Origin of the sequence: Cysteiniphilum sp. 19S12-1, from assembly GCF_052030685.1 — a bacterium.
GTDB lineage: Bacteria > Pseudomonadota > Gammaproteobacteria > Francisellales > Francisellaceae > Caedibacter.
Genome location: NZ_JBQAJM010000002.1, coordinates 53,158 through 78,564, shown reverse-complemented (window position 1 = coordinate 78,564; position 25,407 = coordinate 53,158). Strand labels below are relative to the sequence as shown.

15 protein-coding genes, 1 tRNA gene and 1 rRNA gene are annotated in these 25,407 nt (G+C 37.9%); 12 read left to right on the top strand and 5 right to left on the bottom strand.

The features are described 5' to 3' along the window. Positions 1-117: 117 nt before the first annotated feature. From rpmH to ACTS4L_RS01050, 6 genes are all read left to right on the top strand, one after another. Positions 118-252: a 50S ribosomal protein L34 gene (gene rpmH, locus ACTS4L_RS01075; protein WP_100550565.1), complete on the top strand. Its 135-nt coding sequence runs from the start codon at positions 118-120 to the stop codon at positions 250-252. After that, a complete protein-coding gene (gene rnpA / locus ACTS4L_RS01070; protein WP_151192564.1) occupies positions 242-583 on the top strand; it encodes a ribonuclease P protein component in 342 nt (113 codons plus the stop codon). Before rpmH ends, rnpA begins: the two co-directional genes overlap by 11 nt. After that, the gene (gene yidD, locus ACTS4L_RS01065; RefSeq protein ID WP_440616141.1) at positions 544-819 is read left to right on the top strand and encodes a membrane protein insertion efficiency factor YidD; all 276 of its coding nucleotides are present in this window, start codon (positions 544-546) and stop codon (positions 817-819) included. Before rnpA ends, yidD begins: the two co-directional genes overlap by 40 nt. Positions 820-833: 14 nt before the next feature. Next, complete coding sequence (gene yidC / locus ACTS4L_RS01060) at positions 834-2,519, top strand: membrane protein insertase YidC (RefSeq protein ID WP_440616139.1); 1,686 nt, start codon at positions 834-836, stop codon at positions 2,517-2,519. A gap of 49 nt (positions 2,520-2,568) precedes the next feature. Beyond that, positions 2,569-2,683 (top strand): 5S ribosomal RNA (gene rrf / locus ACTS4L_RS01055). Between the two features lie 626 nt (positions 2,684-3,309). Further along, positions 3,310-3,385 (top strand) — tRNA-Glu (locus tag ACTS4L_RS01050). Between the two features lie 45 nt (positions 3,386-3,430). Here ACTS4L_RS01050 and iglJ read toward each other — a convergent pair. The 5 genes from iglJ to tssB form a co-directional block, all read right to left on the bottom strand. After that, on the bottom strand, positions 3,431-4,219 hold the full coding sequence (gene iglJ / locus ACTS4L_RS01045; protein WP_440616137.1) for a type VI secretion system baseplate protein IglJ: 789 nt from the start codon (positions 4,217-4,219) through the stop codon (positions 3,431-3,433). A 9-nt stretch (positions 4,220-4,228) separates the two neighbouring features. Continuing rightward, positions 4,229-5,404, bottom strand: coding sequence for a type VI secretion system baseplate subunit TssK (gene tssK / locus ACTS4L_RS01040; RefSeq protein ID WP_440651616.1), 1,176 nt, complete (start codon positions 5,402-5,404; stop codon positions 4,229-4,231). Positions 5,405-5,437: 33 nt separating this feature from the next. Further along, positions 5,438-6,106 (bottom strand): type VI secretion system tube protein IglC, encoded by a 669-nt coding sequence (gene iglC / locus ACTS4L_RS01035; protein ID WP_440616027.1) that lies wholly within the window; start codon positions 6,104-6,106, stop codon positions 5,438-5,440. A 123-nt stretch (positions 6,107-6,229) separates the two neighbouring features. Next, positions 6,230-7,780 carry a type VI secretion system contractile sheath large subunit gene (gene tssC / locus ACTS4L_RS01030; protein WP_440651614.1) on the bottom strand — a complete coding sequence of 517 codons (1,551 nt, stop codon included), beginning with the start codon at positions 7,778-7,780 and terminating at the stop codon, positions 6,230-6,232. Between the two features lie 12 nt (positions 7,781-7,792). Then, positions 7,793-8,362, bottom strand: coding sequence for a type VI secretion system contractile sheath small subunit (gene tssB, locus ACTS4L_RS01025; protein WP_440616025.1), 570 nt, complete (start codon positions 8,360-8,362; stop codon positions 7,793-7,795). Positions 8,363-8,791: 429 nt separating this feature from the next. Between tssB and ACTS4L_RS01020 the strand changes: the two genes are divergently transcribed. The 6 genes from ACTS4L_RS01020 to tssI all read left to right on the top strand — a co-directional run bounded on the left by ACTS4L_RS01020 (position 8,792) and on the right by tssI (position 25,400). Next, positions 8,792-13,777, top strand: a complete 4,986-nt coding sequence (locus tag ACTS4L_RS01020; protein ID WP_440616023.1) for a hypothetical protein — start codon at positions 8,792-8,794, stop codon at positions 13,775-13,777. Between the two features lie 36 nt (positions 13,778-13,813). Next, complete coding sequence (locus ACTS4L_RS01015; protein WP_440651612.1) at positions 13,814-18,352, top strand: hypothetical protein; 4,539 nt, start codon at positions 13,814-13,816, stop codon at positions 18,350-18,352. A gap of 9 nt (positions 18,353-18,361) precedes the next feature. Then, positions 18,362-21,007 (top strand): hypothetical protein, encoded by a 2,646-nt coding sequence (locus ACTS4L_RS01010; protein ID WP_440616021.1) that lies wholly within the window; start codon positions 18,362-18,364, stop codon positions 21,005-21,007. After that, positions 21,004-24,390, top strand: a complete 3,387-nt coding sequence (locus ACTS4L_RS01005) for a hypothetical protein (protein WP_440616020.1) — start codon at positions 21,004-21,006, stop codon at positions 24,388-24,390. Before ACTS4L_RS01010 ends, ACTS4L_RS01005 begins: the two co-directional genes overlap by 4 nt. A gap of 99 nt (positions 24,391-24,489) precedes the next feature. After that, positions 24,490-24,909, top strand: a complete 420-nt coding sequence (gene iglE / locus ACTS4L_RS01000) for a type VI secretion system lipoprotein IglE (protein WP_440616019.1) — start codon at positions 24,490-24,492, stop codon at positions 24,907-24,909. Beyond that, complete coding sequence (gene tssI, locus ACTS4L_RS00995; protein WP_440616018.1) at positions 24,909-25,400, top strand: type VI secretion system tip protein TssI/VgrG; 492 nt, start codon at positions 24,909-24,911, stop codon at positions 25,398-25,400. The genes iglE and tssI overlap by 1 nt, the downstream gene beginning before the upstream one ends. Positions 25,401-25,407 lie beyond the last annotated feature (7 nt).

Below are 25,407 nucleotides of genomic sequence, written 5' to 3'. Positions count from 1 at the left end.
TTGCCGGGGCATTTTAATTGACCGAAATTTATTTTTGGCGTAGAATCGGCGCCTTGCATAAATTTGGCAGATTTGCAGTAAACTTTATAACTATAAATACAAACTGAGGATAATACGATGAAAAGAACGTTTCAACCAAGTAACTTAAAAAGAAAAAGAACGCACGGTTTCCGTGCACGCATGAAGACGCTAAGCGGTCAGAAAGTAATTCGTAACAGACGTGCTAAGGGCAGACATAAGCTTGCCGCTTAATAGCTTAGCCAAAGAATTTATCTTAGATGCCAAGGGTTTTTCACTTGGCTTTTCGCGTATCTGTCAAAAAGTTCATACCAAACACTTTTCTTATTTGATTGCTAAAGGTGAAGATCTGCACTCAGGTGTTGGTGTCATTACGGGCAAAAAAAAAGTTAAAAGAGCCGTGCAACGCAATCTGTGTCGCCGCTTAAATAAAGAGATGTTTCGCCAGCATAAAGCGTTGTTTGAAAAGACGATGTTGATCGTTGTTACAAATCACAATGCCGCACGCGCGACAAAGGAGGAATTGTGGCACTCTATCAACGAGTTTCTCGCAAAATACGCTTAATTGTTGCGTTTCCTTTTATCGTTCTCATTCGCTTTTATCAAATAGCAATTAGTCCATACCTTGGCCCTCGCTGTCGTTTCTATCCGACTTGTTCACAATATGCACTAGAAGCAATTAAATTGCATGGTTTAGTGTTTGGGCTTTGGCTAATGACAAAAAGACTGCTAAAATGCCACCCAGCTTGCAAAGGCGGTTACGATCCAGTGCCAACGAAAGAAAAGGTTAAAAAAGGGTAAAAAGGTTAAGTATAATGAAGTCAAACTACGTGAGAATATTCTTAATTGCGCTTATTGTCGTGATTTTTATGTCGTTGATGGCGCGTTGGGAGGAGATGTATGCGCCTAAGCAACCAGCGAAAGTTGATACGCCAGCACAAACAACAGCAGTGCAAAAAGATAACAAAGATGTTAGTGCGAGTGACGCGGCTGATCAAAGTGACACGACGGATGTTACTAAGCAGAACTTTAATAAAACAGACCTAAAGCCTATTACATTAAATACAGCGGTGTTTAGTGATTTGCAAATTAGTCCATTAAATGGTGCGATTATTAATGCCGCGTTGAAAGATTATAACGTGAGCTTAACGGATAAAAATCCGATGCCGATGTTAAATAATACAGCAGGTAGCAAATACATTGCCCAAAGTGTTATTTACATTAACGGTCAACCGCAAAGTATTGTTTTTGGTCAAGAGCACACAGCTAAGAAAGATGATCAAACGATCGTGACTTTGAAGGCAAGCGTTCAAGGCTTAGATGTTACGCGTCAGTATATTATTAACGATACCACTTATGAAATCACACTTAAGCAAAGTGTTAAAAATACCACTAAGGCGCCATTAAGTGTTAGTTTTGATAATGAAATTACACGTCAAGTGAAACCTGAGAGTCATAGCTTTAGTATTTTAGATGCGCATTCTTATTCTTTCCAAGGTGTTGGTTTGTCATCATCGCAGCGCACCTTCCAGAAAGAGTCATTTGCCGATTTGGCTAAGTCCAATGAAAAAGTAGACGTTTCAACCAATAAAGGTTGGGCGGCGATGATTCAGCATTATTTTGTTAGTCTTTGGGTGCCAAACAACCCAGGCACAAGTTTTAGCGTTTATGCCAATAAGCTTGCCGATAATACCTATCAATCAGGGGTTAAAACACAGCCTGTTGTGTTAAATGCTGATCAAAGCGTTGAGAATACCAATATCCTTTATACAGGTCCTACGATTACCAAGAATCTTGAAGCGATTGTTAAAGACTTTGGTGCTAATAAACCAGAGGGTTTGGATAAGCTGGTTGATTATGGCATGTTGTCATTTATCTCAGTGATTATCTTTTGGTTGATGACGATTATTCATGGTGTTGTTGCCAACTGGGGACTATCCATTATATTAGTCACTGTGTTGATTAAATTATTGTTTTACCCATTGTCTGCCAAAAGCTATAAGTCAATGGCAAAAATGCGTATGTTGCAACCGCGTATGAAGAAACTGCAAGAGCTTTACAAGGGTGACCGCCAGAAGCTTGGGCGCAAGATGATGGAGATGTACAAAGAAGAAAAAGTGAATCCAGCCAGCGGTTGTTTACCGATCTTGATTCAGATTCCTGTATTTATCGCGCTTTACTGGGTGTTGTTGGAAAGTGTGCAATTGCGTCAGGCGCCATTTATCTTTTGGATTCATGACTTGGCATCCAAAGATCCGTATTTTATCTTGCCAATTTTGATGGGTATCTCGATGTTTGTGCAGCAGAAAATCAGCCCGACGTCAGCCGATCCAACGCAAGCAAAAATCATGATGTTGATGCCGGTGATTTTCACAGTATTCTTTGCATCATTCCCATCAGGCTTGGTATTGTACTGGTTGACAAACAACGTGATCAGTATTGCGCAACAGTGGTATATCACTAAGAAATATACGGCGATTTACAAAGCAAAACGCGCTTAATCAAAAAAACTACTAGACATTTAGCTTAAAATATATAAAATACCCTTCGTCTGACGATAATAGCAAGTTGGTACCACCTGATTCCATTCCGAACTCAGAAGTGAAACAGCTTAGCGCTGATGATAGTGTGGCATTCGCCATGTGAAAGTAAGACATCGTCAGGCATCTCAAAAATTTCCAAGTTTTTATACAGCGTATTATTCCATTAGTATTTTCGTACATATTGAACTATCCGATTGATGCTGATACCCATCACAAACTAATGACACTACCTTTAGGAGGGGCACTAACCATCCATGGCAGCTTCGCTACTGGATCCTCACGCCATCCTGGCTCAGGATGACAAGTCATAGGGTGTCATTGCGAGCATGAATGTGTAAGGTTTCTAGAGAAATGTTGATAAAGGTGAAGCTATTATATCTTATAAATACGTTTTAATAACGGTGACAAGATCAATACGATAATACCGACAGCCAAAGCAACAAGTGCTAAATGACACATATTTTAGACCGCACAGTTAGAGACTTAAAAAAGTCTCAAAAAATGCTAAACTGTGTTCCAAATTGGCGGATTACCTCAATGAGTATAATGACCCAATTATGGGTAGCCCATAAATGAGGGGATTTTACTTTTTCATATGTACAAGGGGATGCGTGATTTCAGTAAAACTATGGTTGTGTTTGAAAATTAATAAAATATTTTTCTATAGTGCTTGACAGTAACCATAAAGCTCACTAGAATGCGCTGAAGTTTTCGGCAGTACGCTGAAAATCAGTGAAAGTTTCCTAGTGTCCCCATCGTCTAGAGGCCTAGGACACCGCCCTTTCACGGCGGTAACAGGGGTTCGAATCCCCTTGGGGACGCCATTATTTAAAAGGTCGCGTAAGCGGCCTTTTTTGTTTATGTTGATTTCAGAGCTGTGTGCGGAAAATTGAGTTAAGCGTGTCTTTGCCGCAAGTAATAGGCAAAAACGATTTATGATCGACTTCATTGAGCTTAATCGTTAAATCAATCGTGACGAGATGTTGCATTTTTTGGAAATAAGGATTGTTGCTAATTATTTTTTGAATACTTTCGATAATATGCCGATTAAATCGTGGGACGCTAATGACCATCTTAAGAAATGCTTTGGTTGTGCTTTTAAGTCCTTGTAAATAGCAGGCATTTAAGTAACTATTTTGGTTGATATGGTAGGATTTCAGTGCTTGCAAAAATTGATCAGATTGCACACTGAAGCTTACACAATACTCTGATAATTCATATTGTAAGCTGGTGACAAGTGTAGCAACTGATAAGCTGTTGGTATCATGTTCGTAATAAAGCACTTGACCGTTTTGATAGCTACTATCATAGACCTGATTAAATTCTGGATATAAGCCATAAAAGTATTGGTGTAGTAGAAAGGAGGTTCCACGATTAAGCGTATTAATAATCTGCATTTGATCATTTTTATCCGCAAGACTGTAGTAATGTTGAAGACCCGCAAAAATAGTGAGTTTAGAGAGGTTAATTATCACAAAAATATCATGATCACTGACATAAACATCTTCAATTAGATGATTGCTCGGGGTGATTGAGAAATTTGCCACAAAGCAGACATGTTGCGCGCTAATATTATAATAGTGGATTAACTCAAGTAACTCGGCAATATTAACTAAGCGTTTGAGTTTATGGTAGCGATCAATAAATGCCTTAATCATAATCGAACATTAACGGTAGTAAATAAAAAACTGATACGCCTCATTTTTAGTATTGGCTTGGAAAATGAGGTTTTTCTCGCTTAGAATATAATCCCACTCTTGTCCTGGTGCTAGGCGATAGGTTTTATATAGCAATGGATTATTTAACTGATGTATTCCACTATCTGGCATGTATTCTAGTTGCACACCTGATAGTGACATTTGATTGATATGCTTATTGCGTGAAATTGCTGAGAGTTTAATGAACTTGGGGTTAAGATCAACACTCTCAACACTGGGCTTCTTAACAACCAAAAAGAATTGCTTCGCTGCAAGGAAATCACTCGCTAAGTGTGAGGCTGTGAAATATTCACCCTCAAGTTGTAACTCAATAAACTGCTGCTTTATAGGTTTGTTTAAGAATGCCTCAAGTGTGTTAAATAAACTTAGAAAGCATTTATGCGGCGCGTAAAACTCAAAAGGCATCTGTAATATGTTTTTCTCGAAGACTTGATGCTCATCAGGTAGTAAAAAACAAAGCTCTTTTAAGAGGGTATATAACTCAAAGGGGTGGTAATGGATGGCGCGTTGCGTAATTGATTGTAGTTTATCCTCAAGTTTAAACAGCATTAAGCTTAATAATGGATATAAATGGGATTTGTGCTGATAATGGTGGATAAGGTGTTTAAGAGAAATAAGAATCTTCTCTAACCGATGTAAAGTCGGCAGGAAAGTTGTGCTATTGCAGCTTAAAAGTGGCGGTGTGAACTCAGAAATTTGCCAACCGTCACTGCTAAGGTGCAGCTCGCAAATTTTGATACTATGCACAGCACTTGGATCACTTGCAAATGACAAGTGAAAACAAGGGCGTAAAGTCGGAATATCAGCAATATGCGTTTGATGTGTAACATTCACAAAAATAGATGCTTTGGTATCATCATGATCCGTTAGCGAAAGATGCAAGGCATTATGTTGTGACGAAAGTTCAAAGAATAAACGGGCTTGCGTGTATAGTGCAAGCTCATCAATCTTAAGCTCACCCACACTAAGGAGCTTGTTATCAAGTTTTAAGCTAAGTATGCCATACTGCATTTGATAGGGTAATTGTAGTGCTTGCGCGACATATTGATGTCCCAGCATATCTTGTGTAATGAAATACTTAGCACTTAATAACGCACCATCTTGCCAATGAACTTTTGCTGCCATATTTTACCTTTTTAATTGTTTTTAGGCGGTATATTAACCAGCTGAAGAAGCCGCTTCATCAATACTCAATAAGCCATACTGTCCTTTTTCAGTACTCTCACCATGAACAACATCTAATGCTGCCTTGGAAAAGTTTGCCTTGTCAACCATAACCCCAGTAATCGTTACAATATAGTAATCAGCTGCGGCAGTTGAGCCGCCTAGGAAGCCATATTGTTGGAAATCGATATTAAAGGCTGCGTTTTCAACAGGGACTAAAACAAGCTCAGAAAGATCAGTAATTACATCCCATTTGTCATCATTTTTGTACTCTTGAGAGGCATTGGTTTTACCAAATTTAATCGATGTATCTTTTGCTTCCGATTTCTTAACAGAAGAAATAAGTCCTTCTAGTGTGGTTTTCATTTTTGGACTAATTGGTAGACCAATGGTTACTTCAAGACTTGCTTTCATTTGTGGACCTGATAAATGAAACTCGATTAGGTTGCAAGCAGCCGTTGGGCTTGTCACATCATTTAAGTTTTGACCGCCATCGATGGCAAATAAAAATTTGCCCATGTTTTGCCCTAAGATCGTTAATGAGTCAAACCAAACACGTGGTTTAGAGTGACTTCCTGCAAAGTCAGCTTCGCCAAGCTTAAAGCTTAGTGGTTTGGCATCTAAGACAACGGATCTTGCTACTTTAGGTTCGATACTTGCCATGTTAAAACTCCTTGTTTATTAGTGGTTAGTGGTTGGGAAATGCTGGTATACCAACAACGAACGACGTTCTAATTGAACTTCGCAAAATGATCTACGAGCGGATATCATAAAATAATAATGTAATTATTCACCTTCGCCTTCAGCTTCTGCTGTGGCAAAAAGACCTGGGTCAAGACGCGTATCAATCTTTAAGGTTGTGTCCATACCTTCAAATTGAATATGCGGCAATACCGTGATATTGCACTTATACCAGCCTGCCTTGCCTGGAATCTGGGTTACCTGAATATCAGCAGCTCTAAATGGGTATTTTGCCATCTCAAGTGCAGTTGGTTGGAAAACTGTTGTAACATAGCGACCAAGCCATTTTGATAATTGCTCTTGGATGATCTCAGTACTGGTAACACTACCGATTTTATCGCGGATAACACATTTAATATAATGTGCAATGCGTGAAATACATAAAGTGTAGGAAAGGTTAGCGACCAACTGCGAGTTCATTGAATCAAAGTCATCCACAAATTCTTCAACGCGTTTGATTGAGTTAACGCTAAAGAAGCAGGCGTTTGCTGTGCCTTTTTCCTCAATAATAGGGATAACACCAATATTTGCTAATGACAGCTCCATATAATCAGGCAGTGAAATGTTTAAAGCCGAACGCTGCTCATCAAATCCACGAATGTTATAAACTGGCGCAATGAGCTCTTTGATGTAGCCACCGTTTTCAGGACCTCTAATGTACTGGAACCAACCGCTTTCAGCAAAAGAACGCATCACATTTTTGGCAAATAGCAAAGATGAGCTTCCCCACAGATAAGTATCATTCGATTCATAATTGTTAACTTGCTCAACAAAATTATTCATACGGCTATCAGCTACAGGACTATTTACTGGATGATAAGGTTGACGTAAGATAAAGTCACCCAAACATAGACCGACGTAAGCCGCCTGGTCGGTTTTGCGAAAGGCATTCCAATCACGATAGCGTGGGTGCTCAAGTAATGTTTCAAAACTTTTGATCTGTTTGAGCTCAGCAATGTCATCAACCCCAAAAAATTGTGGGTTAATCGCAGAGATAAAGGGTGCGTGTGCGCTCTCAGCAACCATACCCATCCCAGTTAGCCAAGTGATATCATCCATGCTGTTTTTAAAATCATATAGCCCCATCAATAAACCATATGGCTCGCCACCATATTGGTCATATTCAGAAACATAGACTTTCTTAAATAGTTCACTGCTTGAGATATCATACAGATTGCGTTCAAAGTCGTATTGTAGCTCTTCTTTGGTAACATCAAGTATTGCAACATCGATGTTATCATAATCATGCTGCATCACCTCTTTAAGTTGTAACCATTGATTCTCAATATAGCGAAACTCAGGGTGCAATAAGATGCTATTCACTTGCTCTTCGATAATTTGGTTGATGCGCTCAATCGCACGCTGAACATAAATTTTATTGTAATTGACAATGTCATCGTTATTTGCCAAGACCAGTGCGAGTGCGGCAATATTTCGTGAGTAATAGTCATCCGCAATATTGGCAACGGCATTGATGTCTTCTTTAATATTGGCATTGATCTTTTCAATACTGGTGCTTTGCTCTTCTTGTGAGCCACCGAACATTGAGAAAATGCTTGTCAAGGCGTTTTGTTCTACAGTGCTTGTTTCAGACATTTCATGTTCTCCTTAACCGTTTTGCTGTGAGTTTTCTTCGCCAGAGACAACTTCACCTTCAATCGTGCCATCATCAGTTTTGGCAAGATTATAGTGATCTAAATTGGGAATCTCTTTTTTCAAGGATTCAAGTGTTTGTTTATCTGAAAAAATACCGTCAATGGTTTTTTTCAACGTGCGATTGTTATCAATGTCTTTCTCAAAGGAAGACAGCATTTCTTTTAATTGAAGAAGTGCATTCAATTCAGGCACTTTTTTGGCAATGCGATCAGGCTGAAAATCTGCCATTGATGTGAATTTATAATTGATATCAATCATTGGTGATTTCGCAGGGTTGATGCTATTGGGAACGCACATATTTGCAGTGATTTCCATATCTTTAAGTGTGGCATCAAGCCCATTTTTAATCATGCGGACATCGCGATCTTCAAATGGAAGCTTGGCATCTTTTGATTTGCCTTTGGATAAATCGCCCATCACGAGAACGCGATATGGAAGTTCTTTTTTCTTTGCCTCGCCTTTCACGCGAGTGTCGTATTGAATCATCAATCTTGATTTTGGAAGCTTCTTATTTACAGCCATGTTATCCGTTCCTTTTTAATTCATTTATGGTTGATTATATGCTGAGAATATTTCCTATCAGCACTCGGATTTTCACTAGAAATTCAATTTTCTGGTTAGCTATTTGGCTAAATCAATGTAACCTCTTGATTTATGATTAGTCAACAGTTAAAAGCAAAAAATGCAAATTTATTTTTTGAATGATTTAATAGGTTTTTTTGAAAAAATAACATTCATCTCTTGATTTATATGAATTCTATGCATGATTGCATGACGATTTTAATGAATCAGACAAATTTTGTTTTTTTTATTTTCAAAAAATGCTTTAAATTGACTTGACCTGATTGTTTCTTTATCGATAGATTATTTATTAGGAAATGGCAAGTAATGGCTGTTGTTACTTAAGTTGTTAACTTGAGTATTGGAGTAACTAACCTACAGGGATAATGGATGATGTTTGGAATGCCTTTTTCAGTTGCAAGTTTTTCACCGGTTGCCAAACTGGGCTATCAAGTCTTACAGGAAGCGTATAAAAGCTATGCGTCAATCGAAGATGTTAACGATAATACCAAGGTTGAAGATGTGTCACTGATTGTTGTTGATCCGCAGATTGTGCAGCAATATGTTAATTTCTTTGATGATAAAATTGGTGAGATTCGTGAAGGCTTAAAGGGAAGTGTTAATAAGATTGAAAGTCATGATTTGCAATGCCGTATGCAATTTGGCAGTGAAAACTCAAAAGAGGCGCATAAATTCTTAGCTGAAAGCTGGGGTTTACGTGAAACATCCAAAAAAATATGGGGTTACCTCACGGGCAAACGTGTATTTTTAACCGATGGTATTGCGCCATATAAACTGGCAGTAGCCTCTAAAAGTGGGCGCATTGATAATGGTTCAAACTTTTTTGAATTGGATGATGTGAAGCGTGATCTTATTATGGTTTTTGCCGATTTAGTTACTTTTTTGCAAGTGCACACGGCAAGCTCGTTAGACCCAAAGAAACTCTCTGATGCGCAAACCGATGCTGATATTTCAACCATGGTTAATAAAAGTGGCACGGTTTATACCTTTGTATCCTTAGATATTGTCTTGCTATTTATCATTACCAATCATCTTTATAATATCCTCAATATGACGCATTATTTGTATCAAAATGGCAATTTAGTCTATCCAACCCTATATGCGCATATCGATCATTTAAATGAATATATTACTTCAATCGCCATTCCATTATTAGAGCAAAAACAAGAGCAAAATTTACAAGAGCGCTCTGAATCTTTTAGAAACGCTACCTCACATTTAGTCAGTGTGCTTAAAGAAAGTCAAAATATCCATATGCAGAAGATGTCAACCATGCTAAGTCGCATAGGGGATAAACAGGTTAATGAAGTATCCTACATGAATGCAGCTCCTACCGCAGGGATTGCCAGTTTCTTGGCAAAAAAATCCTATAGCAATATCGCCTCAAGCATGGGTAATGTCAAAGCATTTGTGACCGATGTTGCTGAACAAAAAGGGCATTATGATCAGATGCAAAAGCTCATTGCGCAAAATAAAGCAGCCATTGAAGCATCCAAGCAAATGATCAAAGAGAAGCCTAATGATAAAACACTCAAAGTCTTTGGTGGTAATTTTGGGCATACGATGTTGGGTGGTGTTGACTTAGGTGGCAAATTTAAAAAAGCCATTCCACCGTTTGAAGTAGCACGCTTGTCGCAGTCCTATTTCCAAAGTGTCTTGTACAAAGTAGAAACTTCAGCACCCACGGCAATGCTCAAACATATTCATGAATCGATGCCGCTGATGAATTATTACTTTGATTTAGTGCGCCCAATCTTACGTCTGATGTTTAGCTATAATGATATTTCACTCAATAGCAGCATGTTAAACACCTTTATTGGTAGTTTATATCTTAAGATGTTTACTTATTATGATGCGTTTTTTACCGAGGTTAAAGATAAAACGGCTGTTGATGGAAAACTCAAAGACTTAATGGATAAAAGTTATATTAACTCTACAATAAACATCACACTTGAAAAAGTCGCAGAATCAGAACCTGTAAAACATAAAATTGTTGCCATTAGCTACTCAGGTACAAATCTCACAACAGAAAAAGAGATTGCACAATTATTATTTGGCAGCAAGCAGCAAACAATGCCTGAGATGGCATATCTTGAGTGTACTGAAATAGACAGTTTAGAATTAAAATTAGATGCATTATTTGGCAAAATGAAAGACCCTGAACAAATCCCAATTGTTCAAGCGTGGGTTGATAAGGTGCTAATGATTAAAGCAATTGCTGCCAAACAAGATACACCTTTAACGCAGGCGGCAATTGAGGTTTCTGAAGACGCCGATGCTAAAGGATTTGGTGATGATGTGGCAGCGCTTTTAAAGCAAGAAAAGCATGCAGAAGTACAGAAGCACTTTAAGGAAAGTGCCGATGATTTAGAAAAAGTCATTGCCAGCTGTTTCCCCCTTGAAATGCCTATGCTGCAATTCTTATTTAGAAAACGCAGTGCAGTCAGTCAATCATCATTAGCTATAAGTGGTGTTACACCTTTTTATTTGCTGCTTGATTATAGTTATAGCATGGTCATACATTCCTTTGTTGTACACTATGCGCGTGAGTCAATGGATAAGGCAAATCAGGCGATTAACAAGCATCTTTATGTAAAGGATGAGGAAAAGGCAAAAGATAAAAAAATTGAGGAGCGCTTAGAAAAATTAATTCAAGAATATTTAAAGCGTTATCAAAAGTGTTTCTCACAAAAAGCACTTGATGAGATGTTAGAAGGTGATCCTGTTAATAAGGTCGTACAAGCCATCGCCGCTTCAGCAAAAGATGCACTACTGCCGACAATGGCATTGATACTCGCAACAATGATGTCGCTATTTGAACGTTTGGTTTTACTTGATATTGGTAAGCGATCTGCAAGCAGTATGATCAAACAGTATGGCAGTATGATTTTTCATAACGAGGAGTTCAGAGGAAGTTTAAAAAAACTCTATGAAGATGAGCGAAGTATCGCGCAAGTGTTAGAAGCTATTACTTATCAGTTATTACCTGAGCTTGAGCAGTATGCTGACACGGTGAATAGTCATTATTGGTTAAGTGGATTAAAGAAAGTCTATAACAGTGTGCGCCCGCAAATGATGATTTTATCGGATTCACTGTATAAACATGGGCAGATGGCAGTTGACTATTTGGATAAAGCCAGTGTTTACCTCAAAGATGGGCAGAAAGTTGAAGTTAAACAAAAAGCCTATTTAACCTTGCTTAGTAATATCCATGAATTCTTAAAGCAACAAGTACAAGCAGTGCCTTATAACGCCAAAGGGGAAACATTTGAATATGATACCTTTGTGCAATCAGCGATTATAAAAAGAGATCAAATCACAGATAGTGTTGAAAAACAAAAGCGCGCATTACTTGATAAAGTATCTGAATACTCAAAGTCCAAACAATACCCATTAGAAACAAAAATGTTCTTTTACAGTATGTTAAGAGGTGGTGCTTGGAGTTTATTTAGCACTCATCCCATTCCATCGGATGAGTTTTTGTTGTCGAGTGTTGATAGTGCGCAGTTGATGTATTCATTTTTAGATGATAGGCATCAAAATTTACTCTCTAAACAAGAACAATCATTTCCTGTTCCAAGTGAAATGTTTTTGGATTTAAATCAACAATTTATAAAAAAATATCAGTCAGATAGTACCTTAGATTGGTGTTTATTAGAGGCATCTCATCATGCGCGTAAAGGGAGTTATGAGATACAAGATTTTGATAAAGTCATTATATGGTTGCATTTTTTGCCAGAAGACCAAAATCCCTTAAGAGAATCATTGCAAACTCAGATTGCGCAAGTAAGTCAATTATTCAATAGTTTTAAAAGTTATCAGGTCGTTGATAAAAAAGCGATTGTCGCTGCGCTTTTATATGCCTCATTAGAGAACGGATTTTACTATAAATCTCACCCTCTTTCTTTAAGTTTGACAGCAATAGATGATAAGGGACAATATTATGATGATATCCTAAGCCATTTTATTCAGCACTTTCGTTATGACGATGCAGAAATGCCAGGAGCTATGTATTTCTTAATATATATTCTATATTTGCTTTGTCAAAATGAAGTTCTTGCAAGTGACTTCGCCGATAGTATGAAAAAAGCTGTTTTATCTCACCAACATAAGTTATCTGACCATGAGCAAAAAAGCTTGTTAGCGATAGCAGAAGATAGTTCATTTGATCTTGAGCTTATCTCTCAGCAGATTGAATTAATGGTTGCTAATATTCAAAATGACATCCACCAAGCATTTAGCAAATTAAAAATTAAGCTAGAAGATCCTGAGTTGCAGCAAAGAATGCAACAGCAGATTCAAAAAGTATCGGCAAAAAGTGTAAAACGATTGAAAGATCAACTATACAACAGCCAGATATATACTCGGTCTCTACAGGTGTTTAAAATTTTAGAGAAAGAAAAAGTTACAACTCAAGATAGCAAGAGTGGTGACATGGGTAATATGCGACATGCAAGCTTTTTTAAATTTGTGAATAATGAGAAAAAAGATCAGTCATCACCTAAATTTGTAACTAAAGGAAATTTTCAATGGAATACAACGCGCTTTGGTGAGGAGAAATATGTCCCTGTTCAGCGAATAAAAGTCAGCGATATTATGGGGAATAATTTTACAGACCCTCAAGCAAAGGAGTGGGATGTAAGGCTTAAAATAGCGCTAAGTATGTTAAGTATGCCCGCAGTTTATGTTTTAGTTAAGCAAGAAGCAGATAGACTTCTGGATTTGATTAGTCTGAATGAAGTGCCTCTGCCTAAAAAGACCTTACCTGCGCATACCAGCGCCATTACACTATCGATTGCTATGGTAATGATGGCTTATATAGCCAAATCATCCTATGTGTTTGATGCGAAGTCTGATATTGATGCCTCAACGTTGAGTAAGAGACTTTGTACTATTACAGATTATCGATTTAAAGAGTTTTGCATGTTATATACTGAGTACGATGATTTATATATCAAATCATATCAAGAGTATGTTACCTCAGAGCATGTAGATATTTTTGATGATTCAAAAAGCTCTAGGGCAACTAAAGTCAATCATTTGGAGGCGATGCGAAGATTAATTGATCAAGATTCATTTGAGCGCTTTGCTCAAGATAAAGGTGCAGGCGTTTTTATAACACGCCGATCTAAAGCGATGGAAGCAAGCGAGTTACAAAGTCTATTGGTAGATACAGTGGTTATGAAGCCGAGTCTTGATTGGCAAGAGGAATGGAGTGGTGTTGATCTATACGATGAACAAGCATTAATCCGTTTATATGATGATCCAGATTGGATGGGTAAGCAGGATACAAAGTTACGCATTAAGAAGCTACAGGACTATGTTGCAGCATTTGAACAAGCATTAAAACAATAGACTAAGAGCGGTAAAATAGATAAAAGGAGTTTGAGCATGGGCTTAATTAGTGGAGCAGTACAATTGGCGACATTAGCCTCAAATGCAGGTAAGGTAATCGATGGCTACAATGAGGTGCAAAAGCGTTTAAGTGCTAGTGAGGATATTGAAACCCAACTGGCTGTTGCTGATTATGATACGGTGGTGATTGTTGCAAAACCGGCGCAAGGCCAAGCTTATCGTGATTTTTTTAATGATAAAAAAATGGCTCTTAAGAATATGGTGAGCTCTGGCTATAACGAACGTGCTTTTGATGTCGCCGTTAAAATGGGCGCGCAAGTTAGTAAAGAGCAGTTTGATAAAGTACAGGAAAAAACCTCATTTTGGCAAAAGACAAAAATTCGTTTTGCAGATTGGTTCCAAGGTAAAAATGCTTATATTACCGATTGTTTAAACCCACGGATGTTAAAAAATGTGCTGACATTTAATTATGAAAATCTCGAAAGTGATAACTTAAAGTTGATTGCTAAAGTGCTTGAGTCCCTCTATCACGAATATGTTTCTTATTATGAATGGTTGGCAATGAATGAGGATGCTAAAAAGGTCACTAAAGAGGACGATGAAAAGCTGTATGCTGGATGCTACTACTCTGAGCAGAAAAAGTTGTGGATCATCCATGATGAGAACTTATGGAAAACAGCGGTAATTGTGACACACTTGGTCAAGATCTTAACCTGCCCAAATGTGCAATGTCATAATGATAAAACACTTGTTTCAGGCAGCTTTGGTATTGCCAGTATTGTGCCTATTGCCCTTTATCATATGCATTTCTTAAATGAGTTCTTACAAAAAGAGTATCGCCGACCTGAGCATGATCAGGAGATTAAAGATAAACGTCAAAAGCTTGCAAGTGATGCCAAAGCGGTTGTTGAGAAGCTTTCAAAGACAACCTCCAAAGGTGCATTAGTTAAAAAGATGGCAGATTATGCCAGTGGTAGTCAAGCCTCAGCAATTACCGATACCGAGGTAGCAAACTTATTAAATATTAAAGCGTTACAGCTTATTAGTCAAAACTTAAAGGAGTCGCAGAACACATCAAAAAGTGGTGTCTTGGGTAGCTTCAAAGAAAGTGAAGCAGTGGTTAATTTTCAAACACAGTTTGATGAAGTATCTAAAGATTTGGTTGAGGCACAACAAGCACATGCTGAGTCAGTAAAAGCCATTCATGATTTGCAGCAATCAGCACAACAGTGTGATGTATTTGTCGATAGTGCATCATTGGGTAACCTATTTGGCATATTAAAGAATAAACGCCAGACAGTGATATCAAGCTATTTTAAGCTGCATGATTTTCAAGGGCATTTACGTGTTTTCCAAGACTATATTGTTGCGGTTGAAAGCTTTGCACAAAAGAGCTTGCCAGGAGATCAAGTGTCATTAATGCTAGCTGATAAATCGCTTGAATATGTTGTCAAAAATCTGCCATTTCAATTATCAACAATTATATTCCCAAGTTATCCAGTGATTGATAATGGGATTTTTATTACTACCTGCAAAGAGAAATACTTTCAACAAATGACTTCATCAAGCTTTGAGTTTTTAATGGTTGAAGAGGATAAATTAACAACAGCTGATGTGGATAAATTGGATCAGGTCACTGATGCGTTAAAATTAGTAACAATTGAATATGTAGCACAAAAAGATACTCTGACATTAACTCATAATCAAACTGCTCAAATCCCACAAGTTAAAGAACTTGTAATAAATTACCAGTTAGAGCAAAAAGCGGCAATTAAAGGCAAGAAAAAGCTCAATGAACTGTTGGTATGCTTTGCGCCTGAGAGTAAGGATGAATTTGCACAATTTATCCAAGCACGACATGAGGCTTTGGAAGGGTTAAAAGGCTTTTTAAAGGAAATTGAAGCGGCATTTTTAACAAAAGAAAAAGTCATTAATGTTGATGCTAGTCAAGATTATCGTGAGGCATGCTATGGACAGATGACGGCATTTATTAATGAGTTTGTATTTGGCATTAATCAGTCACATATCAAACAAGTGTCTGAATTAACGATGCAGATGTTTTCAGCGTCATACCCTGAACAAATGCCATTTTTACAACACATGTTTAGAACGCGCATGGGTTTACTCAATGAATTTGCTAAGTTTAGTAGCTATGACATAGTAGTGCATTGGCAATTAGCGCACAGTATGCTGTATTTCTCAACCCAAGAATTATATGGTAAAGGGGCGATTGAACGCGGTAAAATCGACCAAAAAGAGCTTCAAGCAAAACTATTTACTTATTTTCAAGGTAAAACGCCTAATATTGATGAGACCAATTTGTTTTTAGAGCAAAAATTATCACTTATTGAACAAATTGCCAGTTTAAGAGTTAGTGATACCGATTTTCGCTTTTTGATTTCGCTATGTGTTGCGGCTTTAATGGTTGAATATGACCATTTGGTTCAGCTTTACTTAGTGCAGCAAGCGCTAAGACAGCTTGTTGGGTTGTATGGCGAGGAGTTTATTAGAACAAAGAGTTTTCAACAGATTATTGCCAACTTTACTAAAGTATTGTCTGAAGTGCATACAAAATTTGAAGATAGCTCGCGTGCGTTAACCAAAAGCATTGATGCGTGGAAGGAGTCTTTGCAAAAAGATGCAACGCGTGTCAAGGTGCATGGTAATAGTTACCAAGCAGCTCGTAAAATTAGCAAATTAAGAGAGCGCTTAGATGTTTATAAGGAGTTGGTGACCAAAACTAATGAGCAGGTGCAAGCTATTGAAGGTGCGCAGGATTGGGCAAAAGCCCAAGGCTATACTGGTTTCTGCCAAGCCTTTGTTGATGATAGTAAGGCTCAAATCTATGCGCCACAATTAGAAGAAAATCTAGATACATTTTATGATGCGAATGTCATTAAAGCTGCCAGCACTTTGAAAGATAAGCGCTACAAAGATTTCCAAGATTCAATGCATGCATATTTAGAGCAAGGTGCCAAAATCTTAAAGGATTTGCGCTTTGATAATCAACAGCCAAAGCTTGTCAGTATGGTTATTGAGGATCAATTAACAGAAATTGCGCTAGGACAGAAGCTAGGCAGCAGACCTTATAACTTCACTGCCATGGTGCAGGCTGTTGGCGCCGCTCAAGATATTCCAAGCCAGATTATGAGCGGATTTAACTCTGAGAGTAAAGCCTATATTTATATGCAATTAGTGTTATCCAGTAGCAGTTCGACTTTGAAAAACGATGTAAATATACGTCAATTAGTATCTTTTGTCATTAATACTGAAGACATGGTAAATCTCTATGGTTTATTTAGTCAACTTAATGAACTAATGCTTAAGATGTATGCCCATGGTATTGGTGATGAGCCGATTTATCAGGGTGATAGCAAAGATAAAGTGTTATCAGAACGCATGCAATCAGCATTAGGGCAGGGCACAGCACAAAGCCGCTATGCACAGCTATGTAATGGTGACACAAATGTTTCTTTGAGTGAATTTATCGCTAAGTATTTAGACCTAATCTCTGTGAGTGAATTTAAAAATAATGAGAAAAGATTATTAAATGATGACAGTGTTAGCTTCTATACGGTTGCGGCTGAAATCATGCATGCTTTGTTACAGGCTTATGTCAAAGTTGCGATCAATATTGAATACGCAACACGCAGCAGAAATTTCAGTGGCAGTGAGCAAAATCAATTAAGCGTCTGGGCGGTTGATGTGATGACTAAATTACAGATCAAGCGTTTTGACGAGAGTGGTGATGTGCGTTATCAAGGGTTCTCGCCAGTGTATAAGGTTGATGATTTAAAGGTAAGCTTATTATTAAAAGCAATGCTATCAAATACCAGTGAGCGCCAAAAGGAAGCGGTTGGCAGTCTAAGCACACAGCGCACAACAATACAATTAGCCGTACAAGAGCAGCTAAAAAACACACAAGCACAATTTTTAGCACATATTTATAATTTAACAGGTTCATCGGCAGGCAGAAAAGATCTTCAGTATAATGCGCTTATCACGAGGAAAACCACTCGCAATGGTCAGCGTAAAACGCCGGTTTATATGAATGTTCTAACCAGTATGGAATCTGATGCGAGCTTACGTGCCTTATCAAAATACACGTTTAAATCAAGCTATCATGTGCTTGATAAGCAGACTTTTACTCAAGATAGTATTGTTGAAATTGAAAAGTATCGATTGCTTAAAGGGGTGATGATTGATCCGAAATCGCAGCGAGAAATTGCCTTTCAAAGTTTTGGTGGCTTTGATCAAGATGTGATGGAGTATTTGTCGTGCCCTAAATCGAATATTGATCAGCCCGCATATGCCAATAAGAAAAATACCTGGTTGGCAGTCAGAGGTGTCTTTGATGAAGGAAAAAAACAGGCATTGCTTGCGCAAGCATATTTGATTCTTGATGAACCTGCTAAATTACAAAGCTTAATTGATGCTTATCAGACAAGTGGTCAATTTGATTTGGTGTTGCTAGATGGCACTGCAGTGACTTCCGTGGCGGATGAGGGCAAGAAAGACCCTAATAGCCATGAGTTTTATCCCAAGCGTCAATTTAAACAGCCAGTGGCAATGTAAGGAAGAAGTATGGGTGCGGCAACAATAGATGAAAGCACAGTGCTTGATAATGAGAGCACAAGTGCAGTAGAACAAGAGCAAAACACATCTAAAACGAAAGACATTAATGTGCAGTTGTCAGACATATTAGCTGAAATTTTGCCAAATTTAAGCTTAAGCTCAGAGCGCTTTGCCTATACCTCACACGTGTTACTGGATGTATTAACCATTGCCGTGATTGATGAGTTAAACGAGCAAAGTATCGATAAATTAAAGCTGTTGCATCAAAAGATTCTAGGTCTCATCAAAACCAAACAAAAACCTGGATTCCGTCAGAGCATTGCTTATGCTCGTGTGCTTGATTTATTATCTGCAGGTGTGTTATCACGCTATGTGATACGACCCTTTAAGGTGTATTTTGAAAAGTTGACTTTTATCAATCTATTGGATGAGATTCTAGAGACAAATTTTCAAAATACATCGAATATGCTTGAAAATGCGCGTTTAATGTTGGATGAGCTTGAGACTTTATTAGTTGAAGAAGTACTATTGCAACTTGATGGTGTGGATATTTTTAAATTTAAACAGGTGGTGAATAAGCTATCACGCTTTTTCGCACTGAGTATTGTCAGTAAAAATGAGTCACGCAAGTTGTTTGCGTTGCTGCAAACTAAGATTCGTCCAGTGATTGGTTATGATCCGTTTATCGTTGAGCAAGTGATTACGATTGAGCTTAATCCATTAGATGAAAACCTAGCAACAAAGCCATTAACACTAGTCAGTAACAAATATCAAAATCAAACTGAAAAATCGCAGTTTAAAGGTTTGATGTTAGCGAATTATCATATTATGGAGCTTGATCTTGAGCTCAAACGCTATGGCTTTGATGGTATGCTTAAGTTTCAAATCTCATATGATGATGGCGTGCATCCAGATTATGCATTTTTGTATCAGAATGTCCCATTATCGATGGCGATTACATTAGAAAACACCTATGTTTTTGATGATCCTGATAAGAAAAATACTAAGTATCAAACTAAGCTGCAATTACAAGCAATTGCCTCCATGACAAACGATCAACATTTGCGTTTTGCCGATCCTTTGGTTGAGCAAAATATTGATAAGCAAACGAGTAAAATTGCCTCGATGTTGCCCTTTTTCACTTTGAAATTTAGCGATCCACTAAAGGCATTCTGGTCACAGCATCAACCTGTTTATGTTGATTTTAATAAATCATATAACGATGTGTTTAATGACAATATTTTTTTTCAAAGCTGGGTGCAAATTGATGTGAGTAAATGCAAAAAGCTTGCAACCAAGCAAAAACAAATGATGGTATCCGCTTACGCACGTAGTTTCTATGACTATTTCATTGAAGCTTTGGATCATTACAGTGTTTATTTGGTGTATGACTATAGTAAGCTCACAAAGGGCAAAAGCAGCTATGTTTTATATGACACGTTAACAAGTGACTGGCAAAAAAAGCCAGAAGGTAAGGGCACATTAACCTCAAAAGATTTATTTCAAATCGATCATGCACACTGCCAAGTGCAACCGTTGTGGTCAAAAACACAGAATATGATGAATCTAGCAGATATGAATACGGATAGAAAACCCTTGGCAAAAATTTATAATGAAAAACAGCCGTTAATCAAAGGCTTTGCACTTGATCGCGTTCAATTCGTTGAGGATGCGAAGGTTTACACCAATACTGAGCAAAAGATCTTGAATGATCTACAAAGTACTTTGGCTTGTGTGGCGAAATTTCATGTGAGTTTGCGTGAGCTTATGCCTTTTTTCCCGATAACACCAAGTTATGACTTGATCGCTTTGGATAAAATACAATGGCAAAACACCTTTGTCGGGCAAAGCACAGAAGTGATCTTGAGCTCTCAACGTTTTCAGTTTGTGCAAAATAAGGCAACGATCGAATTTGTGAAGCGTAAATTAACCGAGCAAAACTATGAGTCAGAAACGGACAAGGATCGCTATGAGAAAATCACGATGATTGGCTCACCTGCTGGTATTACGCACTTTGTGCAGCTTAAAAGTCAATGGTTAGATCAAAGTGCTAAGGCAAATGATTTACCTCAATATCAGCCGTTTACTGCATTTCAAACACAGGCGATGATAACGATTGGTAAAGATGTTGATGATAGTGTTAAGTATGCTTATAAGCTTTATAAAGGACAGTCTGAAACCGAAAGCTCGTTTGCTGACGATCAAGGCACTAAGCTCACCAATTACGTCTATGCTAAGCAAAGTGAGAACTTATTAAGTTATGCATGTACTTTGCCAAAAGCCCTTTATAAAGATCCAAGTAAACCTGTACCGTTGTATGTTCCGGTAGCAAGCTTTGGCTTAACAGCAAATACATTTAATTTATTACGAAATGGAGATGTTGTGCTGTTACAGTTTAACTCAGCAGAAACGGTCGACATTAAATCCGTTAAGCTAAATACAGCAACGATTGAAGATAAAGCCTCACAAAAAATAGCACAGCAAACACTCTATGGTGCACAACAAGAATGTGCACTTAGTTATACCCAAGATGCGAACGATCAACAGTTTAACCTAAAACAATCGACAAAAAATGGCGAGGGGACTAACGCCTTAGCGTTTAGTGATAAACAGGGAATTATATTAAGCTTTAGTGATGAAAAGGAGTCAAAATGAGTCTATTAACCAGTAAATATGCCGTTATGCTGTTTGGCGCGATGGGCGTGGCTGCTTTTTTGGTCTTTATTGTGTGGTTGATCAAGACCTTAAAGACTGAAAAAAGTAAGGCAACGTCAATGTTTGGTCGCTTGAAAAAAGCAGCGCCAAAAGCCAAGAAAAATAAAAACCCCTATGCAGACGCTCAGCTAAATATTCAAAAGCAGGCAAAACACGCCTTTTGGCCATCCTTTTTATGTGTGTATGAGGGTAATATGGATCATGCCTTGACTTATCTTGGCGGTTTGATTGATTTAGATGCCTTTGAGATTACTATTCTTGATGCGCATCAATCAATCATCATTGGGCATGGCAAGGTGATTGTCGTGATTACCTTAGAAAGTACCAAGCAGTTGAATGTCCCGTTGTTTAATGCCTTTTTGAATAAGCTTTACCATCGTGGTGCGATTCAATTACCAGTGGTGCTGTTAAAAGCGACAAATAATGATTTCATATCGAGTCAGTTTGCGATGTTTCAGAAATTTATGGCACAGATGCCATTATTCTCACATGGGAATTATCAGATACATTTATCCGTTGCTGACTTTGCAATGGATGAAGAAATAGAAGCACTTTTTGATTTGCTGAAACATGATACCAAGATAAGCTTTGAAGCGCCAAGCTCTGCTGATGAGATTAAAACAACGTTGGATGACGAATTTGCAGTTATTCGTCATCGAATCTCAGTAAAGCTAAGTGATTTAAATAATCATACAACTGAAGTGCAGCGTGCGTTAACGGCAGCTTCTCAAATTGAACGTGCGACTTTGCCCGCAATACAATTAGTCTCGGAGTTAACGCAAGGCGCTTATGGTCAAGTGCCGGCTCAAGCAATTCATCTTGATTTTGGTATACATGCTAAAAATTATCACAGTACGTTTTTTGATTTTGGTTCCAAAGCGTATAAAAATGCATTAAAGCCAAGGCATATATTAGTGCCTGCAGCAGTGTTTGTTTCGGCATGCTTTAGTACGGTCTTTGCCTATAATGCCTATCAGCAATATGAGTTTAGTGAGTTTATTCAATTAAAGCGGCCTTTTGCACCATTAGATACGATGGAAACGGAAGAAGCTGCTAAAACCTATGAGCAATGGGTAAGTTACTATCGCAATCAACTATTATTGCCCTTTTTATATAATGCGCATGGCAATAAAACACTAAATCGTTTATATGCTAACTATTTGTATGAAAATGTGCTGTTACCGAAAATATATCAAACAGAAGATTATCTACATAAGGCAATTTATCTATCACTTATTGCTAGCACTAATTCAAGTAAGGTTGCCGACGTGCTAAAGGATAATTTATCGCTTATTTCTTTGGTTACTGGATTGTCTTCTCAGCAGTTAGGCATTGTTTATCGTTATGGCAGTAACAACAGCAAACTGGTATCACATATTCCCAATAACTTATACAACGCAGAATCCGATGATTCTAAAATTATCCATTCAGCCAGCACGATTACTTCAGGTAAGATGTTGAGCACTTTTTTTGATGGTGATTACTTCCATACGACTAATGATCAGTTAAAGGAGTATATCAGTCGCAACGTGATTACCCATCAAGAGGTATGTTTATTGCAACAAGTTGTGCCTGACATGTTAACCAATGATGTGCTTAATAATAATTCAGGCGTGAGCAAGTTTTTGGCAAAACTAGGTAGCGCCTTACCACAGGATCAGTCTTATTGTAGCGGTAGCACGGCATTGATTGATTTACAAAATCTTATTCCAGCTACGCAGAATAATATTACAAGCTTTTCGGATATCGTTGAACAAATGTTTCACTATAACGATAAAATCAATGCGTTTTTTAGTAAGCGTTCAGTTGATCAGTCAAAAGAGCAGGTATGGAAGCGAATTTTATTAAGTGCCGAGCTTAACTCTATTTTGGTCAGTGTCCTTAATCGCAATCAAAATACGATTACTTTGCTCGATGACAGTGATTACTATCAATACACGTTTAAAACGGTCTTCTCGCGTAACGTAACCGCTGTGTCGTTAGTTTATTCAAAAAACACGTTGATGAACACTATTCTGCCGCTATTAAAGCGCTATGAAAATTTGGTGAAATTGCTACAGCAATACAATATCAACTATGGCGCATTTGATCGTTTGGAAAAAGGAGCGTTAACACATTATGCCAGTCAATATGTGCAGATGTTGAGTCAAGTATTGCAAAACGCGCTACCAACCAAAGTGTCGATCGATAACCTGCAAATGTTTTTGATTGATATGACTTCAGATAATACACCATTTAGCAATATGCTTGATTATATCAAAACCAATACAAGCTTTGCTAAAGGCGAAACACTACCTGCTGAGCTGCAAATTATTCCGAATAATTTCGCGCGACTAAATGAATTTGTGGCATCCGAGAAATATCAAGATTATAAGCAAGTATTATCATCCATTAGTAACAACCTCTATCAACGTAATCGTGAAAATTACACCCGTTTATATGAAGAGATCAATTCAACCAAAGAAGATTCATTATTAGCAAAGCTAAATGGTTTGATCGACGCCTTAGGTGTGCCGAATAATGAGGCATATCAATTGCTTAAAGTACCAGAGAGTATTATTCGCTTGAGTGTCGCACAGTATCTTATTACTGATTTGAAACAGCAATGGGATCTGGATATCGTGCCAAAAATTGCACTGGTGAAAAGTAAATTCCCATTGGATTTAAACTCGAGTAGTACTATTAGTTCAGATGCGTTAAATGATATGTTTGGACCTAAGGGCATTGTTTACAACGAGATGTACTCACTACTTATTAAAGGCTTTATTCATTTAGATGCGATTAGTGGTATTTGGCAAGTTGACAAAAATTTGACTCAAGAGCAACAAAAGACGCTTGTCAGCTATGTTGATTCATTTAATTACTTCTATCGTTTGCAAAGTGACTTATGGACATCTGATGGCAAACCGCGAGCAGTTGATATGTTTGTAGCGGCAACGCCTTTTAAACAGGTTTCCCTAGATGGCATTAGCAAAATGGTGTTGTCGTTTATGCAAATTGGTAGCAAGAATCGTGTACTGGGCTTAGATACTTATGATCAAAGCAACCATCCGATTGTTTATGATTGGCAATTGCAGCCAACCGTGTCCATTGGTTGGTTAAGTAACAGCAATGTAACCTATCAAAAAACCTATCAAGGTGAGTGGGCAGTATTTAAAATGTTGGCAGATGCTAATTGTAGTAGTGACTGGTTATGTAGTTGGAAAATCAGTAGTGACAATAGCAAAGTAGCGCCTTTTGTCGTGAGCTTTCAGCTAAAGTCAGACATTTTGAAATTGGTTAAGTATCAACAAGACAATAATGCGAATAATTTTCAGGCGTAGATAGATGTCGTATACATTATGAAAAAAACGACAAACATGTAGGGGCGTATTGTATACGCCCAAGGGCATAGGCTTAAATCGCCACAAAGGAGTAAAATAATGGCAAAAATGATGAAGTATACAATGATAGCGGCAGTGTTTTTAATGTTAAGTGGCTGCTCGTTAATCCCTTGGTATCACTCAACAACGATGACGGTTAAGGTCGATATGTCAAAAGATGCCAATGATAAACAGCCAATCACAATGTTGATTAGTCAACCGGCAGATCAAAAGAGTTTTGTTACCGCAGACTACGCAACGATTAGCCAAAATGCACTTGATCAAGGTGTTAGCCGCTATGTATTTATGCCAGATCAAGGGGCGCAAAAGATCTCTTTAGATGTGAGTGACACGCCTGTTGCTATTTATTTTATCTTGAAGCATCAGCCGGTATCTGGTTGGAAGTATTTTATTGAGAAACCGCAAGGTGAAAGTGTAAGTTTCATCATTAATCAATATAGTGTTAAAAAGGATTCATAATGGCAAAGCACGCAATCGCAATGAACAGCGACGGGATTTCGGTTGCTGTGAAGGGTAAAGAAGAAAAAGAAGTCTGTAATATCCAATATAAAAGTGCGGGTGATGCCGTATTGCAAATTGGTAATGAATACAATTTAAAGGCTGAAAAAACAATTGCATTTGTCGTTGGTGATATCACGGTCAAAGTGACTACGGATGAAGTGTTGATTCAAAAAAGTAGTACGAGCATTTCACTGAAAGATAAAGATATTAAGCTTGCAGTGGGTAGCAGTGTGATTGAAGTCAAAGACGGTGAAATTACGCTTAATGCGGATAAAGTCAGTATTAATGGATCAAACTCGTTAAGTTTAAAATCAACAAGTAGCGCAAGTTTGCAAGGTGGTAGTATCGCTGTTAAGGCCACTCAAGCAGTCTCTGTGCAAGGTATGACAGTGGATATTAAAGGCACGACAAGTACGACGGTAAAAGGTTTAACCACCTCATTGGGTTAAGGGCTGC

Bases quoted from the DNA above. Each gene is read 5' to 3' on its own strand.
- iglE (WP_440616019.1), top strand. From the start codon at position 24,490: ATGGCAAAAATGATGAAGTATACAATGATAGCGGCAGTGTTTTTAATG.
- ACTS4L_RS01010 (WP_440616021.1), top strand. From the start codon at position 18,362: ATGGGTGCGGCAACAATAGATGAAAGCACAGTGCTTGATAATGAGAGC.
- tssC (WP_440651614.1), bottom strand. From the start codon at position 7,780: ATGTCTGAAACAAGCACTGTAGAACAAAACGCCTTGACAAGCATTTTC.
- ACTS4L_RS01005 (WP_440616020.1), top strand. From the start codon at position 21,004: ATGAGTCTATTAACCAGTAAATATGCCGTTATGCTGTTTGGCGCGATG.
- yidC (WP_440616139.1), top strand. From the start codon at position 834: ATGAAGTCAAACTACGTGAGAATATTCTTAATTGCGCTTATTGTCGTG.
- iglJ (WP_440616137.1), bottom strand. From the start codon at position 4,219: ATGATTAAGGCATTTATTGATCGCTACCATAAACTCAAACGCTTAGTT.
- rpmH (WP_100550565.1), top strand. From the start codon at position 118: ATGAAAAGAACGTTTCAACCAAGTAACTTAAAAAGAAAAAGAACGCAC.
- ACTS4L_RS01015 (WP_440651612.1), top strand. From the start codon at position 13,814: ATGGGCTTAATTAGTGGAGCAGTACAATTGGCGACATTAGCCTCAAAT.
- tssK (WP_440651616.1), bottom strand. From the start codon at position 5,404: ATGGCAGCAAAAGTTCATTGGCAAGATGGTGCGTTATTAAGTGCTAAG.
- tssB (WP_440616025.1), bottom strand. From the start codon at position 8,362: ATGGCTGTAAATAAGAAGCTTCCAAAATCAAGATTGATGATTCAATAC.
- ACTS4L_RS01020 (WP_440616023.1), top strand. From the start codon at position 8,792: ATGATGTTTGGAATGCCTTTTTCAGTTGCAAGTTTTTCACCGGTTGCC.
- iglC (WP_440616027.1), bottom strand. From the start codon at position 6,106: ATGGCAAGTATCGAACCTAAAGTAGCAAGATCCGTTGTCTTAGATGCC.
- tssI (WP_440616018.1), top strand. From the start codon at position 24,909: ATGGCAAAGCACGCAATCGCAATGAACAGCGACGGGATTTCGGTTGCT.